Source organism: Steroidobacter sp. (assembly GCF_036402275.1).
Lineage (GTDB): Bacteria > Pseudomonadota > Gammaproteobacteria > Steroidobacterales > Steroidobacteraceae > Steroidobacter.
Map to the genome: position 1 here is coordinate 61648 of NZ_DASWTF010000048.1, position 16438 is coordinate 78085.

At 61.2% G+C, this 16438-nt stretch carries 15 protein-coding genes and 1 pseudogene; 6 read left to right on the forward strand and 10 right to left on the reverse strand.

Features of this window, described 5'->3' with window-relative positions; translation table 11 throughout:
• Positions 1 to 35 precede the first annotated feature (35 nt).
• From VGD45_RS27430 to VGD45_RS27470, 9 genes and pseudogenes are all read right to left on the reverse strand, one after another.
• Positions 36 to 1424 (reverse strand): annotated as a pseudogene (locus VGD45_RS27430) (sulfatase family protein); the annotation flags it as partial.
• The gene (locus VGD45_RS27435; protein WP_331158582.1) at positions 1421 to 2614 is read right to left on the reverse strand and encodes an MFS transporter; all 1194 of its coding nucleotides are present in this window, start codon (positions 2612 to 2614) and stop codon (positions 1421 to 1423) included. The pseudogene VGD45_RS27430 and the gene VGD45_RS27435, both read right to left, overlap by 4 nt.
• On the reverse strand, positions 2611 to 3369 hold the full coding sequence (locus VGD45_RS27440) for an ABC transporter ATP-binding protein (protein WP_331158583.1): 759 nt from the start codon (positions 3367 to 3369) through the stop codon (positions 2611 to 2613). Before VGD45_RS27440 ends, VGD45_RS27435 begins: the two co-directional genes overlap by 4 nt.
• Positions 3366 to 4904, reverse strand: coding sequence for an ABC transporter permease (locus VGD45_RS27445; RefSeq protein WP_331158584.1), 1539 nt, complete (start codon positions 4902 to 4904; stop codon positions 3366 to 3368). The genes VGD45_RS27440 and VGD45_RS27445 overlap by 4 nt, the downstream gene beginning before the upstream one ends.
• Positions 4904 to 6250 carry an LLM class flavin-dependent oxidoreductase gene (locus VGD45_RS27450; RefSeq protein WP_331158585.1) on the reverse strand — a complete coding sequence of 449 codons (1347 nt, stop codon included), beginning with the start codon at positions 6248 to 6250 and terminating at the stop codon, positions 4904 to 4906. The genes VGD45_RS27445 and VGD45_RS27450 overlap by 1 nt, the downstream gene beginning before the upstream one ends.
• Before the next feature lie 19 nt (positions 6251 to 6269).
• On the reverse strand, positions 6270 to 8567 hold the full coding sequence (locus VGD45_RS27455) for a TonB-dependent receptor (protein WP_331158586.1): 2298 nt from the start codon (positions 8565 to 8567) through the stop codon (positions 6270 to 6272).
• Complete coding sequence (locus tag VGD45_RS27460; protein WP_331158587.1) at positions 8564 to 9652, reverse strand: ABC transporter substrate-binding protein; 1089 nt, start codon at positions 9650 to 9652, stop codon at positions 8564 to 8566. The genes VGD45_RS27455 and VGD45_RS27460 overlap by 4 nt, the downstream gene beginning before the upstream one ends.
• Before the next feature lie 194 nt (positions 9653 to 9846).
• On the reverse strand, positions 9847 to 10746 hold the full coding sequence (locus tag VGD45_RS27465) for a hypothetical protein (RefSeq protein ID WP_331158588.1): 900 nt from the start codon (positions 10744 to 10746) through the stop codon (positions 9847 to 9849).
• Positions 10747 to 10760: 14 nt separating this feature from the next.
• Positions 10761 to 11720, reverse strand: coding sequence for a hypothetical protein (locus VGD45_RS27470; RefSeq protein ID WP_331158589.1), 960 nt, complete (start codon positions 11718 to 11720; stop codon positions 10761 to 10763).
• Positions 11721 to 11955: 235 nt separating this feature from the next.
• On the opposite strand from VGD45_RS27470, the gene VGD45_RS27475 reads away from it, so the two are divergent.
• From VGD45_RS27475 to VGD45_RS27500, 6 genes are all read left to right on the forward strand, one after another.
• Positions 11956 to 12387 carry a DUF6152 family protein gene (locus tag VGD45_RS27475; RefSeq protein WP_331158590.1) on the forward strand — a complete coding sequence of 144 codons (432 nt, stop codon included), beginning with the start codon at positions 11956 to 11958 and terminating at the stop codon, positions 12385 to 12387.
• A 158-nt stretch (positions 12388 to 12545) separates the two neighbouring features.
• Positions 12546 to 13013: a protein-disulfide reductase DsbD domain-containing protein gene (locus VGD45_RS27480; RefSeq protein WP_331158591.1), complete on the forward strand. Its 468-nt coding sequence runs from the start codon at positions 12546 to 12548 to the stop codon at positions 13011 to 13013.
• A 23-nt stretch (positions 13014 to 13036) separates the two neighbouring features.
• Positions 13037 to 13462 carry a CHRD domain-containing protein gene (locus tag VGD45_RS27485; protein WP_331158592.1) on the forward strand — a complete coding sequence of 142 codons (426 nt, stop codon included), beginning with the start codon at positions 13037 to 13039 and terminating at the stop codon, positions 13460 to 13462.
• 88 nt (positions 13463 to 13550) lie between these two features.
• On the forward strand, positions 13551 to 14039 hold the full coding sequence (locus VGD45_RS27490; RefSeq protein WP_331158593.1) for a DUF6644 family protein: 489 nt from the start codon (positions 13551 to 13553) through the stop codon (positions 14037 to 14039).
• Between the two features lie 14 nt (positions 14040 to 14053).
• A complete protein-coding gene (locus VGD45_RS27495) occupies positions 14054 to 14521 on the forward strand; it encodes a DUF6644 family protein (protein ID WP_331158594.1) in 468 nt (155 codons plus the stop codon).
• A 43-nt stretch (positions 14522 to 14564) separates the two neighbouring features.
• Positions 14565 to 14924 carry a hypothetical protein gene (locus VGD45_RS27500; protein WP_331158595.1) on the forward strand — a complete coding sequence of 120 codons (360 nt, stop codon included), beginning with the start codon at positions 14565 to 14567 and terminating at the stop codon, positions 14922 to 14924.
• A gap of 100 nt (positions 14925 to 15024) precedes the next feature.
• Here VGD45_RS27500 and VGD45_RS27505 read toward each other — a convergent pair whose 3' ends face one another.
• Positions 15025 to 16293, reverse strand: a complete 1269-nt coding sequence (locus VGD45_RS27505) for a dipeptidase (RefSeq protein WP_331158596.1) — start codon at positions 16291 to 16293, stop codon at positions 15025 to 15027.
• Between the last annotated feature and the right edge of the window lie 145 nt (positions 16294 to 16438).

The following is a 16438-nucleotide window of genomic DNA, read 5'->3' on the forward strand; positions in this document are numbered from 1 at the left end:
TTCTCTACGATTCCTTCATGGCCCGGGGAGAAGATGAGATTGTTTGCTTCGAGCGGATCGGCTTGCAGATCGAAGAGCTCATCGATGTCCCACACACCTTGATAGCGGATGTACTTGTAGCGTTCGCCGCGAATAGCATGCACCGTCGGCGTGTGTGGAAAGTTTCGCTCCCAGTAGTATTCGTAAAGCAGAGCGTCGCGCCAGGCGATGCGTTCCCCTCGTGCAAGCGGCAAGGCGGTTCGACCCGCCATCGTCTCCGGCGCACGCAGCCCCGCCACTTCGAGTAAGGTGGGTGCGATGTCGATATTTGCGACGACTTCGTTGACCTTCGTACCCGCCCGGAACAACTGCGGACAGTGCATCAGCAACGGAACGCGCATCGATTCTTCATAGGCGGTGCGCTTGTCGATCAAGCCGTGCTCGCCGAAGGCAAACCCGTTATCCCCCATGTAAACGATCAGCGTCGAGTCCAGCTCGCCGCGGCGCTGCAGATGTTCCATGATGCGCTCGAGACTTTCATCGACGGCGAGCAGCGTCTCGGCGTAACGCTTGTAGTACTCGCCCACGTCCAGGGCGCTGTGATACGGAAAGTCGACGCCGTGCCAGCTGTTGCGCTGGTTTTGCACCCACATCGGTCGCAAAGCTTCCTTGCCTGGCGCCGGATTCCAAGTCTCGGGCCGGTCGAAACGCTCCTTCGAGTAGCGGCCCTTGTGACGAGCCGCGGGAATGAACTCCGAGTGCACGGCTTTGTGAGACAGGCACAAATAAAAGGGCCGTTTCGAGTCGCGCCGCTCGAGCCATTGCAAGGCGTAATCCGTCAGCTCGTCGGTGATGTAGCCGCGCTGAGGCACCTTGACTCCATTCATGTTCAAACCTGCTTCGGTCGGTAGATAGAATCCCTGGCCGGCAAAGCTGACCCAGTGATCGAAGCCTCGCTGCGGACCATCCCCTTCACCCTCCCCGCCCATGTGCCACTTGCCGATGTGCGCGGTCTCGTAACCGATGCGCTGCAAGTATTGCGGGAAGAAAATCAGATCGGGGCGAATGGGATGATTGTTATCGACGACGCGATGCTGATGCGCGTACAGCCCGGTCAGAATGGACGCCCGCGAGGGCGAACATAACGCCGTTGTGACAAATGCATTGGGAAAGTGCACGCCGTCGCGCGCGAGCCGATCCAGAGTTGGCGTATGCGGGAAGCCGCGCTTGCTCAGAAACCCCATCGCATCGTATCGATGGTCGTCAGTGAGGACGAAGATGATGTTGCGCGGCTTGCCGCCGGGCAGACGCGGCAAATCCAGCGCAGCACCGCTGGCTGGCTTCGCCGCCCCGAACACCGAGGTCCACGAGGTCAGCGCGAACGGCGCACCTAGACCGATGGAGCTCAGCAAAAATCGACGTGTAACGACGGAACGATCGGTCATTGAGTTTGTACCTTGCTGGTTGGGTACCGGGCGATGCTTTCGTGCATCGTGAGCAACAGAATGGCCAGGACGAGCGCGACGAGAGCAATCGCACCCAGCCCGAAAGTTCGCGTCGCCATTCCGGCAAGATAAGGAGCGGCGGCGCTGCCGAGAATTGCGCTCGCCACGCAAGTGGCGATGACGCGCGCTAAATCGAGCTTCGGAAAGCGGGCCGCGCTTTGAGCAATCAGGGTGGGGAAGATTGGCGCCAGGGCGATGCCAGCCAGCACTAACCCGAGCGCCGCGACGGGGCCGTCTCCCACCGCAAAACCAGACGTGCCAACGACCGCGACGATCGATCCAACACGCACCATCCGAGTCGCGCCGACACGGTCGAGCGCCGCGCCCAGCAGCAATCGACCAGCAAAAATGCTGCCGAAGTAACAACTAGCAACCAGTCCCGCCGTTGCCACCGGAGTGCCCTTGAGCTCTGTGAGCACGGTATAGCACCACCTGCCGAGCGTTTGCTCCAGGCCGGAATAGCAGAAGAACAGGATCGCCTGTCGGACCAGCAGAGGATTGAATCCTTTCGATGGCGCCGCAGCGGCGCGCTCGCGAGCTAGCAAGGAATATTGCCATAGGCTTGCGGTGCGCACATACACAGCGACCATCGTGAGCGGCGCCAATGCGATCAAAACATAGCCCCATTGCCAACTCGCGTGTCGAGTCATCACCGCGGTCATCGCCAGTGGCCCCACAGCGGCGCCGAGGCTGTAACACGCATGCAGCCAGTTCACGTGACGGGGCGAAAAGTGCTGTGACGCGTAGGTGTTGATAGTGGTGTTGAGAATGCCGGCGCCGCAAGCGATCAAAGCAATCCCCGTGAGAAACATCCACCAGCGCGGCGCGGCTGCAATCAGCAGCATGCCCGAAGCCGAGATCAGCGAGGCGGCGATCAGCAATGCATGAGGTTTGAAGCGGCGATTGAGGCGCGCACCGAGCAATCCGTTGAGAAAGTACGATGTACCGTGCACCAACAGGACCATTCCATAGTCAGCCTGCCGGCGCGCGAAATCATCCCGCAACGACGGCCAAGCCACACTCAGGGTGCCATCGGGCAGGCCAAGGCAAACAAAGCCAGCGAAGCTGGCCAGGAGCACAGCGAACGCGCCCGCCCTTTGTTGCAGCACCCGCGTGGTAACGCCGCTCACGCTGCGCCCAGTTCCACAATCAATTGCTGACGCAGCCGATGAAACTCGAAGCTCGATCGATCTCGAACCCGCGGCAGTTGGATGCTGACGATGTTCTTGACTCGGCCCGGTCGCGCAGCCATGACGATCACCCGATCGGCAAGGAACACGGCTTCTTCGACATCGTGCGTCACCAGCAGCGTGGTGATTCGCTCGCGCTCGCGAATGGTCAGCAGTTCATTCTGCATTTGCTGGCGAGTTTGAGCGTCCAATGCGCCAAAAGGTTCGTCCAGCATGAGTATACGCGGACTCGCAACCAGACCGCGCGCGATCGCCACGCGTTGTGCCATTCCTCCCGAGAGCTGATGCGGTAACGCCTTCTGGAAACCTTCCAGCCGCACCAACCGGATGTAGTCGGCGACACGTTGGGCGCGCTGATCCTTCGTGAGTGCCTCATTGACGAGCCCGAGGGCGACGTTGTGCTCGACCGTCAACCATGGGAACAGTCGCGGTTCTTGAAAAACGATGCCACGATCGGCGCCGATACCGAGCGCCGGCTGGCCATCGATGAGGATCTCGCCCCGATAGTCGGTATCGAGGCCCATTAACAACCGCAGTAACGTGGACTTGCCACAACCGCTCTCGCCCAGGATGGCAACGAACTCACCGCGCTCGATGCTCAGATCGAACTGCCGGATTACTTCCAATTCGCCACCACCCACGTGGAATGACTTACTGACCTCTCTGAACTCGACGATCGGCGTAGTCTCGCTCATGTCGATAAGCCCGCCGTGCGCCAGCGCGTCGAGCGCGTCTCGATGACCTCGCCGAGTTTCCGCAGCAGTGCACCGCTTAAGCCAATAACGACCATGGCCCCGATCACGATATCCATGCGTGCGAGCTGCTGCGCATTGATCATCAGCCCACCGATGCCGGCGCCTGAGCGCATGAAATATTCCGAGCCGATCGCACCGAGCCACGCATAAGTCAGCCCGAGCTGTAGTCCCGCGAAAATTGCCGCCGCGGCTCCCGGCAGAATCAACACGCGCAAGCGCATGCCCGCATCCAAGCGCAACGCACGCGCCGCTTCATCGAGCTGCGAGGAGCGATTCACCACGCCGTGATGGGCCGCCACGAACATCGGAAAGAACGCAGCGATGGCCACGAACGTCACTTTCGCAGGTTCGCCGATTCCGACCCAAGCGGTAATCAAGGGGACCCAGGCGAACACCGCCACTTGTCTCAGTGTCGCAAGGCTCGGCCCCAGCAAACGATCCATCGTGCGCGACATTCCAAGCAACAGGCCCATCACCACACCGACAAGACCGCCCAATAACAAGCCCGCGAGCGCGCGGGCAAAGGAATTACCCAATGCGTTGAGCAATGTGCCGTCGAGAAAGCCGGCTCTCAGCTGAGCGATCACCGCGCTCGGCGAGGGCAGCAGATTCGGATCCGCAACGCCGCTGGCGCTCGCCCATTGCCAGACACAAAGCAAGATCGCCGGCAGCAACCACGGCAACAGGCGGACGTGGTCCTTTGGATGCTTGGTCGTGACCTCCGCCGTCGCTGCACGTGGCCAGCGAATCAGGGCGCTATCGAGCGTCTGAATGCCTCGATCCATGATCAAGCCCGCCAGTCCGATGATGACGATGCAAACGAACACGATATCCAGCATGAACAACTGTCGACCCCACACCATCAGATAGCCGATGCCTTCGCTCGAAGCCAGCAACTCCACCGCCAGTAGTGAAACCCAAGCCTGCGCCAGCGCAAGCCGCAAGCCCGCGCTGAACGCCGGCAAGCTTCCCGGAATGATCAGCGTACGCAATCGAACGAGCCATGGCAGACGCAAGGCGGCGGCAACCTCGCGGAGTTTGGGCTGCGCGTCATCGATGCCAGCCAACGTGTGCATCGCAACTGGCACGATCACCGCCTTGACGATCACCGCCAGCTTCAATGCTTCGCCGATCCCGAACAGGATCATGAACATGGGCAGCCAGGCGAGTGTTGGAATCTGGATCAAGGCGAAGAAGGTCGGATAGACGATCTGCCGCGCGCTTCGGCTCGTGCCCATCAGCACGCCGAGCACGAGGCCCGCGGCGATGCCGCCGGCGAGGCCCAATAAGAGGCGGCGCACACTGATCCATAGATTGATAAATAGATCTTGCGTGGCCAGATCGACCGCCGCCTGCCACACCAAAGCGGGTGTGGGCAGTATCTGTGCCGGCATCCATTCGTAGTGCGAGGCGAGCCACCACAGAACGAACATCGCAGCCGGCACGATCCAGCCGGCGATCGCTCTCACGGACATCAAGCTGTGCCGATACGCGCCACAGGCTCCGTCAGCTGCTGCGAACGCCGACGAGACAAGCCCAGCCGATCTCTCAAGGTGCTTCCCTCATATTCCTTACGGAAAATGCCCCGACGCTGCAACTCGGGCACGACGTAGGTCGCAAAGTCTTCCAGTCCCGTTGGCAACAACGCCGGCATCACGTTGAAGCCGTCCGCGGCACCCTCTTCGAGCCAGCGCTGCAACTCATCGGCGATGGTCTCGGCCGTTCCGATGACGGTCAGATGACCGCGACCGCCTGCGATCCGCAGGTACAGCTCACGAATCGTCAGGTTCTCGCCGCGCGCCAGCTCGGTGAACAACTGCTGACGGCTGCGCTGGCCGGTCTGGGTTTCGGGCAGCTCGGGCAATGGGCCGTCGATGGGATATTTCGAGAGGTCGAAGTTACCGATCATGCGACCCAGCAGCGCGACGCCGGCGCGCGGATCCACCAGATCCTGCAGCTGCTGGAACTTCGCCTGCGCCTCCTCCTTGGTTCGCCCCACTATGGGCAGCACGCCGGGCATGATCTTCACATCATGCTCGTCGCGACCGAATGCGGACAAACGTCCCTTCAAGTCGCGATAGAACTTCTGCGCGTTGCCAAGATTGGACTGCGCAGTGAATACAACATCGGCCGTCTGCGCCGCCAGCTGCTTGCCCGCTTCGGAACTGCCCGCCTGCACAATCACTGGCCAGCCTTGCGGGGAACGCGCCACGTTCAGCGGGCCCTTCACCGAGAAGTGCTCGCCTTTGTGATCGAGCCGCCGCACCGCTGACGGATCGAAGTATTGACCGCTCGCTTTATCGGCGAGCACGGCGTTCTCATCCCATGTATCCCAGAGCCCTGTGACGACTTGGTAGAACTCGCGCGCCCGCGCATAACGATCTGCATGGGCGACATGCTCCTCGCGATGAAAGTTGCCCGCCTCAGCGGCGTTGTCCGAGGTGACGAGATTCCAGCCCGCGCGACCGCCGGAGATACGATCCAGCGATGCGAACTTGCGAGCGACGTGAAACGGCTCGTTGTACGTCGCCGTTGCGGTCGCAATCAAACCGATGTGCCGGGTGCTCGCCGCGAGTGCACCGAGCAACGTCAAGGGTTCGAGCCCGTCGATGCGCGCCAGGCCCGACGCGAAGTGGCCTTCATCGACCGCGAGCGAGTCGGCGAAGAAAACGGCGTCGAACAATGCGCCCTCCGCCGCCTGCGCCGCGCGTCGATAATTCTCGAACAGACTCCCATGCTGGGCGTCAGGATGCCGCCACGCGGCCACGTGATGACCGTTGCCGATCAGGAACGCATTGAGCTTCAGTTGTTTCTTCGACATGGATACTCCCGAAGCTCGATCAACGAAAGTCCTTGCGGACACTGATGCCGAAGTAGCGCCGGTCGTCTCGAGGCACAACGCGGGTGATGTTATTCGCGCCAGCACCCAGGAAGGTCGAATACGACTGGTCCGTGATGTTCTTGACCAGCACACTCGCGCGCCAGCCCTGCTCCGCCTCGACGAACGCGACACTTGCGTTCCAGATGCCGTAAGCATCCTGGATGGCGTCGGGCGCCTGCGCGATGTCGTATTGCGTATCGCTCTGCCAGCTGTAATCCGTGCCCAGCTCCAGATCCCAATTGCCGAGCGCGCTCAGCGGAATGGTGTAGTTGCCACGGACATTTCCCTTCCAATCGGGCGAGTATGGCAGCGGCTTGCCGTTCACTGCGCAGCTCGATGCCGCTCCCGGCGGGCAATTGAAATCCTCGATGCGCGCTTCGATGTAAGCAAGGCCGCCGCTCAACGTGAGCTGAGGCAGCGGACGCACGGTGAAGTCGACCTCCGCGCCGCGCGTGTTTACTTCACCCGCGTTGATGAGGCGCGTCACCACCGACGTGCCCACCAGGTCGAAGAAGTTGGCCTGGTAGTTGTCGTAGGTCGTATCGAACAGCGCCAGGTTCGCCGTCACACGATTGCCGAACAGCCGGCTCTTCAAGCCCACTTCGTAGGAGTCCGACTCCTCCGGAGCGAGCACCGGCGTGTCGATGGCCTGCATGTTGAAGTAAACGTTGTAGGCCGGACCTTTGTATCCGCGCGAGTACGTCGCGTAACTTGTGATGCTGTCCGTCAGGTCGTACTGCACGCCGGTGCGGCCGGAGTAGCCATCTTCAGAGTGAGAGCCGAAGCTCGCATAACCGATTCGGATGCCCGGCGGCGAGTTCGTCGGGGTGGCGCTCGAGACTCGCGCGTGGTTGTAGCTCAGATTGTCGTGCGTCCAACGTGCGCCGAGGATGGCGCGAAAGTCGCCGGTGATGTTGAACGTCGCTTCGCCAAAGGCCGCATAGTTCGTGTTGCGCGTTCCATAGTCTGCCCGACCGAAGTCGTCAATAAAGGTCGCCGATCCGGCAACGCACGGGATGGCGCCCGGCGCGATCGCGGGCGTCGTGGAGCCAGTGCATCGAGTTACATTGCGGCGGTAGGTTTCTTCATCCACACCCCGAAACCAATACAAGCCCGCCACATAGTCGATCAGCCCGCCCTGTGGCGAGGCGATGCGCAGCTCCTGCGAGTACTGCTCGAAATCCAGATCGCCGCGATCGTGCGAGCGAGGGAACTGCTGATAAATCTGGCTGAGGCGATCGCCATCCTGGAACTGCGTGTTCTGCCAGCTGCGGTACGCAGTGATCGAAGTCAGCGTGTAGTCTCCCAGAGACCAGTCGACCTGACCCGAGACGCCCCAGTTGTCGTCCTCGACGTGAGTATTCATATCGCTGTTGATGCGCCGGTTCTCGGGGCCTGGGACGACTGGCCCGACCGCCGCGGCGAAGCCGGGATTCTGCGTTACCACGCCGCTCGGATAGGCAGTGAGTGTCGTACCCGCGATTACCGTAGGCACGTTGTCGTTGGAATGCACGAAGTCGGCGCTCAGGCTGATCTTGATGTCATCGCTCGGCTCGATTGCAAACTTCGCGCGGGCGCCAGTATGACGGTAGCCGTTCACTGTCTCGCCGTTATAGACGTTAGTGACATTGCCATCATACGTGGCGTACAGGCCGGTCAGCGAAGCTGTTACCGAGTCGGACAACGCACCGGAGAGGCCCGAGCGAACTCGCAACTCATCGCCACCGCCGAAATAGCTCACATCGACGTAGCCAGCCGTCTCTGCATCCGGCGTGCGGGTCACGATGCTCACCACACCCGCTGAAGCATTCTTGCCAAACAACGTGCCCTGTGGACCGCGCAGAACCTCGACTCGCTCCAGATCCAACAGGTCGAGCGTGGCTTGGCCTCGCGCGCCATACACGACGCCGTCGATGACCGTCGAAACTGACGACTCGACGCCAGGCGACGTTGAGATCGTGCCGACTCCGCGAATGAACAGCGACGTATCCTTGTTGGACGACTGCGTGCGGAAATTAACCGTGGGCACCTCCGTGGCCAGTGCTCCAACCGCGGTTCGATTCGCACGCTCCAAGTCGGCGCCGCTCACGATCGATACGGCGAGCGGAACGCGCTGCAGATCTTCATCGCGTCGGGTGGCGCTGACGATCACCTGTTCGAGCGTGCCCTCAACGTCGGCGTTGTCCGCCGCGTGCGCAGCCGAGGCACCCAGCAGCGCGTAAACGATGCCGAGGCGCAGAGATAAGGAAGTATTCATTGTGCTTTACGGAGGTCTTGAGAAGAGGAAACTCGTGTCGAACCGCCGGCGTAGCGGTCGTAGGGCTGCCATGCGTTCTGCCAGCCGAGCTGATCCAGCGCCGCGCGCAAGTAACGATCGTCGACCCAGGCATTCACATCGAAGGTGCGACGAATCAGGCCGAACTGCCGCGCCAGCTCCACGTTGCGCTTGAAGTTGTCGAGGAAATACGCGTCGAGTAACGGCGAGTAGACGAAGGCAAGGTTGCTCCCGCGCAATGCTTCATCGATGGCGCTGGCTGGATAGCTCGATTGCGAGGCAACCAGTTGCACTTGCGCCTGACGGTTCTCCTCTGCCGACAGCCAGCGCGATGCCGCGAGCACCGTTTTCACCACCCGCGTGGCGATGTCGGGATGCTGCTGCAGGAAGGACTGCGTGCCGACCAAGCCGCCTTGTAAAGAGCCCGTGCCCTCGAGCTGCTTCGTGCTCACCGGTATGCGAACGATGCCTCGGTCACGCAGCGCCAGCAGCCGGTGCGGCGCCCAAGTGGCATCGATCTGCTTCGCGACCAATGCCGCGTTCACTGCGTTGAAGTCGAGGTTCACGATCTTGAGATCGCGCTCGGTCAGGCCCACGCGCTCCAGGACGCGCGCGAACGACAATTGATCCGCAGTGCCTCGAAAGATGCCGACACGCTTTCCCTTGAGATCGGCGAGGGACTTGATCCCCGACTCGGGCGTCACTGCCAGGTACACGGTGACGCCGCGAGTTGCAGCGAGCAGCAAGCGAGTGTCGAGCCCGTTGGCGCGGCCGATGATCAGCGGCAGATCGCCGATGAATGCAAAGTCGAGCTGGCGGTTCGCGAGCGCCTCGTTGATACCTGGGCCCGCGCCCTTGAAGAAACTCCACTCGACCTCGATGCCCTCCTTGGCGAACTCCTTCTCGAGCAATCGATGGGTCGTCAGGTAGTCGACCTGCCCGCCATAGCTTGGCTTGGCGCCTGCGCTCAAATCCGGCGCAGCAATGCGAATGACTTTCGGCGCCGCCGCCTGTGCGGCGAACGCAAGCAATGCCGTCGCCAGCACCGCGATTACACGACTCAACATCGAGTGGGACCCGCTTTGGACCGCGTCGTCGAGGACGCGATCGAGTTGATAGACCTCGCTCGGGCAATGCCTGAGCGCGGTAATCAATGTACCGAAGCGTTGGTAACAAACCGGAGACCGAAACGGTTAGTAATCGGTCACACCGGACGGCGCACAGAGCTCGGATCGTTTGGTGGTCAGAATGTTTTGTTATGTCACTCCTTGTTTTCGTAGGCTTCCGGTCCCGGCGGCACCTCCGGCAGAGGCTCGCTGTAGCCGAAGCCGCGGTTGCCGTCCGGACCGATCACGCCGGCGCCGGGCCCGATCAGCTCGCCGGACAGGTTGCTCTCGTTGCAGGCATATTCCTTCTGCCCCAGGCCTTCATCGGCGCGCACCCAGGTGCGTTTGAACGTGAACGGCCGGGTGTAGTACTTCAGATCGGTCACCGTCATCTCGAGATTGATGTGGTGATAGTCCGGCCGCGACCAGCGCTCGACCACCGTGGTCCGATCGCTCGTCGGGTTGCCGTTCTCGTCGAGCCAGATGCGATCCTTGACGCTGTCCTTCAGGCCGCGCGTCTCGATGACCAGTGTGTCGCCCTCCCAATGCGCGATCGGATGACCGAAGTACAGAGGCTCCAGGTCCTTGCCATGCTTCAGCTTGGGATCGATCGTGACCAACCGCGAGGTGTTGTAGTTGTAGGTCGTCGCCAAGCGCCGTGGCGTGTGCAGGATCTCGAACGGCAGGCCGCTGCCGTTGTGACGAGGGATACCGCCGAGAATGCACTGAGCTTCGGGATCGACAGTATGGTTCTGCGTGTAGATCAGCGCCCGCTTGCCAACTTCGTTGAATGGCAGAATGAAATTGGGTTCGTCCTTACCGAGATTGCCACCCGGCTTGCCCGGTTCTTTCAACGGCCGCCAGAACCCGGTCAGATCCGGCTTGCCGTCCAAGCCCCGCGGCGTGGGTTGCGAAGGCCCGGTATAGGCCTGGCCGCGCATCAGTTGAGATGTTTGATCGCCGTCGGCCGGGTTGGCAGGCGGAGTCTGGGCTCTGACGATCAAGGACAGCGACGCAAGCATTGCGCCGCCAATGAAGCGATGAATGTTCAGCATCTTCGTGACTCCATTTATCGTGCGGCGGCGGACGCAGGCGGCGCAGGCAGGTCCGACGGTTTGGGCTTGTTTGGACGGAACAGCCAATACGCCGTGCCACGCGAGGAATCCACGGAGCCGAGCGGCAAGTCAGGCACGATCTGGAAATTCGGCCCATAGCCGCGATTGCCGTTGGGTCCGATGACGCCCGGGCCCAGTTCGAGATGAGTCACTACCCACGGCGTGTTCCATTCACACGAGAACTCCTTCAGCCCCTCGCCCGGAGCGCCTATGACCCAGCTGCGTCGGTACTCGATCGGCTGGTCGTAGTACTCGCTATCGATATAAGTCAGCGACAGGTTCAGATGATGAAAGTCCGGGCGCGTCCAGCGCTCGATGACCCGAGCCTTGGCGCTCTGCGGATTGCCATTGTCGTCCAGCCAGATGCGGCCATCGGCGCTGTCCTGAAAACCGATGGACTCGATCACCAGCGTATCGCCCTCCCAATGGCCCACGGCATTGCCCAGATACTCCGGATCGGGGTCGTCCTCGTGCTTGCGGCCATCGAGCCACACCCAGCGATGCCAGCTGAGCTGATGAAACGTGCCCAGCCGCTTCGACGTATGCAGGATCTCGAATGGCAGCACGCTGGTCAGCAGACGCGGGATGCCGGTGATGATGCAACGGGCCTCCGGATCCACGACTTTCGTCAGGTTGTCGTTCAGAACCTGCGCGCCCTTCGCGCTATACGGCAGGCGAAAACCCGGTTGGTCCTTTGCCAGATTGCCGTCTGGCTTGCCGCTCTCGTGCAGCAGCTTCCAGTAGCCGGTCAGCAAGGGCTTGCCAGCAGCGTCGCGCGGCGTCGCCACCTTCGGGCCACGATATTCCTTACCCAGAATAGCTTCGGCCGATGGCGGCAAGCTCTGCGCCAACCCCGCGTGCGCCATCAAAACCGCAACTGCCGCCAGCAGTGGCCGGCATCGGAAAGCAAACATATCGTCGTCGCCCTCTTGATTCGAGAAGCGACCATGACACCACAAATGCGCACGTTCTACGCGAATCGTCGCAATGCATCGGCGGCCGTTACTTGCCTGATAAAACAAATATCTCGTTTGTTACCGTAAAACGACTGCACCCGATCCATTTCAGTGACCGCGTATCGAACGACTCGACTCGCGGCGCGCGCGTGATACTGTGAGCTGACATAGCCGACACATCTCAACAAACACTATGAACATTCGTATCTCCCTCGCGCTCAGCGCCACGCTCGCATCAATGTTGCTTGGCTCGGCTCAAGCCCATCATTCCTTCGCCGCCATGTACGACGCCAACAAGCCCGTGCGCCTGGTCGGCAAGCTGGTGAAGGTGGAATGGACCAATCCGCACTCGTACTTTCATCTGGAAGTGACAGGCAAGGACGGCAATGTCTCTAACTGGGCATGCGAAGGCGCAGGCCCGGGCGCGCTGTCACGCCGCGGCTTCAACAAGAGCGACATCAAGATCGGCGACACGCTGATCGTCGACGGATACCTGGCCAAGGCGGGCGGCAAGATCATCGATGCGCGTCGCGTGACTCTGCCGGATGGCAAAGTCGTCAGCGGCGGCACGCCGGGCGATGGCGGCCCGGGAGAAGCTGCTGGAGCGCGTCCGCCGCGCAGCTGAGCCTGCCTCGCGTCGGTCGATATATAACCATTCGTTCTCAGCGCGCGGCCTTTCGTTCTGTGACTCATATTTCTCCCTGAATCGACTGACACAGTGACCGCGCGGCCTCTATCTTCAGAGCATCGGCCCCTGCGCGCCCGCAAACATCGGAGAGAAGTATGAGTCTGCGCACCTTGTTGCTTGCCGGATCGCTCGCGGTGGCAACGCTTTCTAACGCGTATGCCGATGAGACCGGCCTGCAATGGCAGTGGCGTGTCGAGCCGAATACGATCAAAGCAGGCGATGAAGCCGAGATTGTGTTCTCCGCCGCGATTCCCGAGGGCTTGATTCTCTATTCGTCGGACTTCGCCGCCGAGCTCGGCCCGCGGCCCGCGAAGTTCGTATTCGAAGCAAATGACGCGGTCGAGTTGCAGGGATCGATCAGCGCCGTTCAGTCACAACGTCGCAAGGACAAGGTATTTGGCACCGAGTACACCTACTTCGCGAACCGCGCCGAGTTCCGACAGAAGGTTCGGGTGCTGAAGACCGGCGCGAACGTGACCGGCCGCATCGACGGACAGACATGCCAGGAAAGAGACGGCGTCTGCGCTCTGTTTAAAGAGCCGTTCTCGGTTCGTTTGAATTGATCACCCCAATGACCGGAGGTCTCATGCTCGCGTGGAAGAACGAGAAAGCAATTGGCGTTGCGGGAATCGTCGTCGCACTGGCGCTCGCCAGCGGCGTCGCATCCGCGGACGGCAAAGTGACATTGTCAGGCAGTGAAGAAGTACCGGCCGTGACCACCACCGCCAGCGGTACCGGCACGATCGTTATCAAGGCGGACAAGACCGTGACGGGCAGCGTCACGACCAAAGACGTGGTCGGCGTGGCCGCGCACATTCATCTGGCGCCCGCCGGTAAGAACGGCCCGCCAGTGATCACCCTCACCAAGAAATCCGACAACGAGTGGAGCGTGCCGGAAGGCTCGACGCTCACCGACGAACAGTACGCCGCTTACAAGGCGGGCAACCTGTACGTCAACGTGCACAGCGCCGCCAACAAGGCCGGCGAGATTCGGGGACAGCTCAAACCCTGATGTTCCCAAGGCGCGGCCGCACAGCTGGCCGCGCCTGAAATAACAATGCAGCGGCGGCGACACGCCGCGAACCATAACCAAGACTGGCATGTCCCTTTCCGTACTGATTCAGACAATTTACGACTCGCCGCTCGCAACCGCGATCCGTGAGTCGGAAACCCTGTTCCCGGTGCTGCAAACATTTCATATCGTCGGCACCATCCTGCTCGCGGGTGCGATTGCGATCGTCGATCTCACCCTGCTCCGTGTCCTGTTCCGTGACACGGCGCCCGAATCCATCAGTCGCTCGCTCCTGCCCATCACGTGGCTCGGCTTCGCCGTAATGCTGATCAGCGGCGGCTTGCTCTTCATCGCTCAGTTGGCGCGCGTCTATACCAACATGTTCATGCAGCTGAAGCTGGGCCTGTTGGCCGTCGCCCTGCTCAATGTGGCTTTGTTCCATGCAACGACGTTCCGCAACGCTACTCGCTGGAGCAACGCCGCCGAGGCGCCCGCCAGCGCCCGAGCCTTTGCGGCCATCTCGCTAGCTTCCTGGACCGCAGTCATCGTCACTGGCCGCTTCATTGCCTATTTCTGAGCCTGTCGCCCGGTATGTTTCTTTACGATTTCTTTGTGTGGCTGGGCGAAACCGCCATCGGCAGTTACCTCGCGCAGTCTACAGCCGCATTCGCCACGACCGAATCTATACACATCATCGGGTTATCGCTGGTGGGCGGGGCCGTGCTGATCACTCATCTCGCGGCGCTCGGGGTGGCGCTCAATGCGCTCGCGCCCGTGACGATCGTGCGCAATCTGCAGCCGCTCGCGTATCTCGGACTCGCGCTCGTGACGATCTCGGGTCTGTTGCTCGTGGCGGCGGGGCCGTTCAAGTACTACACGAACCCACTGTTCCCAGTGAAGCTGGTGCTGCTCGTCGCAGCACTCGGAACGCATACCTGGCTGACTCGCCGCCTTGCTCGTGGCCATGGCGCATCCGGTGCCACTCGCGCTCTCGCGCTCACATCCCTGCTTCTGTGGACCGGCGTCGTCGTCGCCGGTCGCTGGTTGGGCCTCATCTGAACGTCCTGCCGCAACGTCTCATCCCGATACTTTGGAGAACTACATGTCCTGGCCGATCCACAACAATGGTTTGAGACACGTCGTTGCGGCCGTGCTCTCAATGGCAGCAGTAACAGCCGACGCCCAACAAGTGGAGCCGCTCGATGTCGTGATCGTCACCGGCACTCGGATCAATCAGGGCCACGCGCCTTTCCGCCTGGAAGCATTCACTGTCGATGCGGGAACTGACCTGACGGAAAGCATCGAGCTCTATTCATTCGCTTCGTATGCTCAGCGCGAGTCCTCTGCTCCTCAGAATTTCCGCCATCCTAGTCGCGACGAGGTGGTGCGCGCCATTTATCCCGACGGCTTTACGCCCGTGGAGGCTATTGAAGAAACCGATTACGCCGCGACCCGCTGGTAAGGGACTCGGCGCCGGCGGTTATCGCCGGCGCCCTGCCGCTCTCAACGAAGCTCTCGCGGTCATGCAGTTGCAGGTGCAGACGCTGCGCAGAGCGTACGCTTCAAGTGCGCTGTGCCTTGGCCGCCTGCTCTACCGCTCGAAACACGCGAAGGAAATTGCCGCTCCAGATCTTACCGATCTGCTCTTCGGTGTAGCCTCGCTGCACGAGCTCGCGCGTCACGTTGAGGGCTTCGGCCTCGTTGCTGAACCCCTGCACGCCTGCGCCGTGATTGAAGTCAGTGCCGATGCCGACGTGATCGACGCCGATGCGCTTGGCGATGTAGTCGATGTGATCGACGTAGTCTTTCAGGGTGGCGACTGGTCGCAGCGCCGCGATGGCATTCAAGTATTGCTCATTGCGTTCCTTCGACAATCCCTCGGCCCCTTCCGTGTAGTTGTTCCTGGCCGCCACATACTGCCCCTTCACACCAAACTGATCTCGGACGGCCTGGACCTTGGCACCAAAGTCCGGTGGCGTCTTAGCGATGTAAGGATTGAATGGGGTGACGTGCACCACGCCGCCATTCTTCTTAATGGCGTCGAGCTCCGCATCGCTCAAGTTACGTGTGTTGTCCACCAGCGCTCTCGCTGCCGAATGGCTCGCGATCACGGGCGCCTTGGTCAGCTGCAATACCTGGAACACTCCTTCTGGCGTGAGCTGCGACACGTCGATGATGATGCCCAGCTGATTGAGCTTGGCCACCGCTTGTTTGCCGAGCGGCGACAGTCCCTTGTGCTCCGCCTGCTCCCCCGCGGAAGGCCGCGAGGAATCTGCGAAAGCATTGTTGCCTGCGTGCGTGAACGCAAAGATACGCACGCCTTGCTCGTACAACTTATCGATCCCTTCCACCTTGCCGCCGAGCGAGCGCGCATTCAGGAAACTTGGAATGACAACGATTTTGCCCTCGCGATGCAGGCGCTCCACGTCGGTTGCCGTTTTGGCAAACGCCACCTCGCGTGCGTTGTCGCGAACGAAAGCCTGAATCGCTGCGATCTTTGCGTCGGCTTCGGCTTTGGCTTGCGTATCGCCTTCGGGGGTTCTCGGTCCCGGACCGACCGCGATGGCAAGCGCAACGGCATCCACGCCGCCGGCCTTGAGCTTGGAAACATCCGCCGCCGACTTGCCATCTTTATCCCAGTAGCGCTTCGGCGTGTCCGGCAGCAAGACATCGACGTGACTATCGAGCGTCAGCACCTTCGAGTGAATCTGGCGCGCGCGGGCTTCGAGCGATGCCTGATCGGCGCCCGCGGCAAACGCAAAGGAAGCGACAAGAGCCAAGGAGACGGCAAACCCACGAACCGAACGCGAGCGCCGCGAATGCGTGTCCATACATGCCTCATGACGATGGTTGGGACCCGCAGATTAACCAGCGTCCAGTAGCGGCGTCGGTAGGCGCAAGGAAACATATGAGTCACAGTCGAGCATTGCCACCGAACCTTACGTCATTTGTAAATGCCATCGGGTTCTATGGACC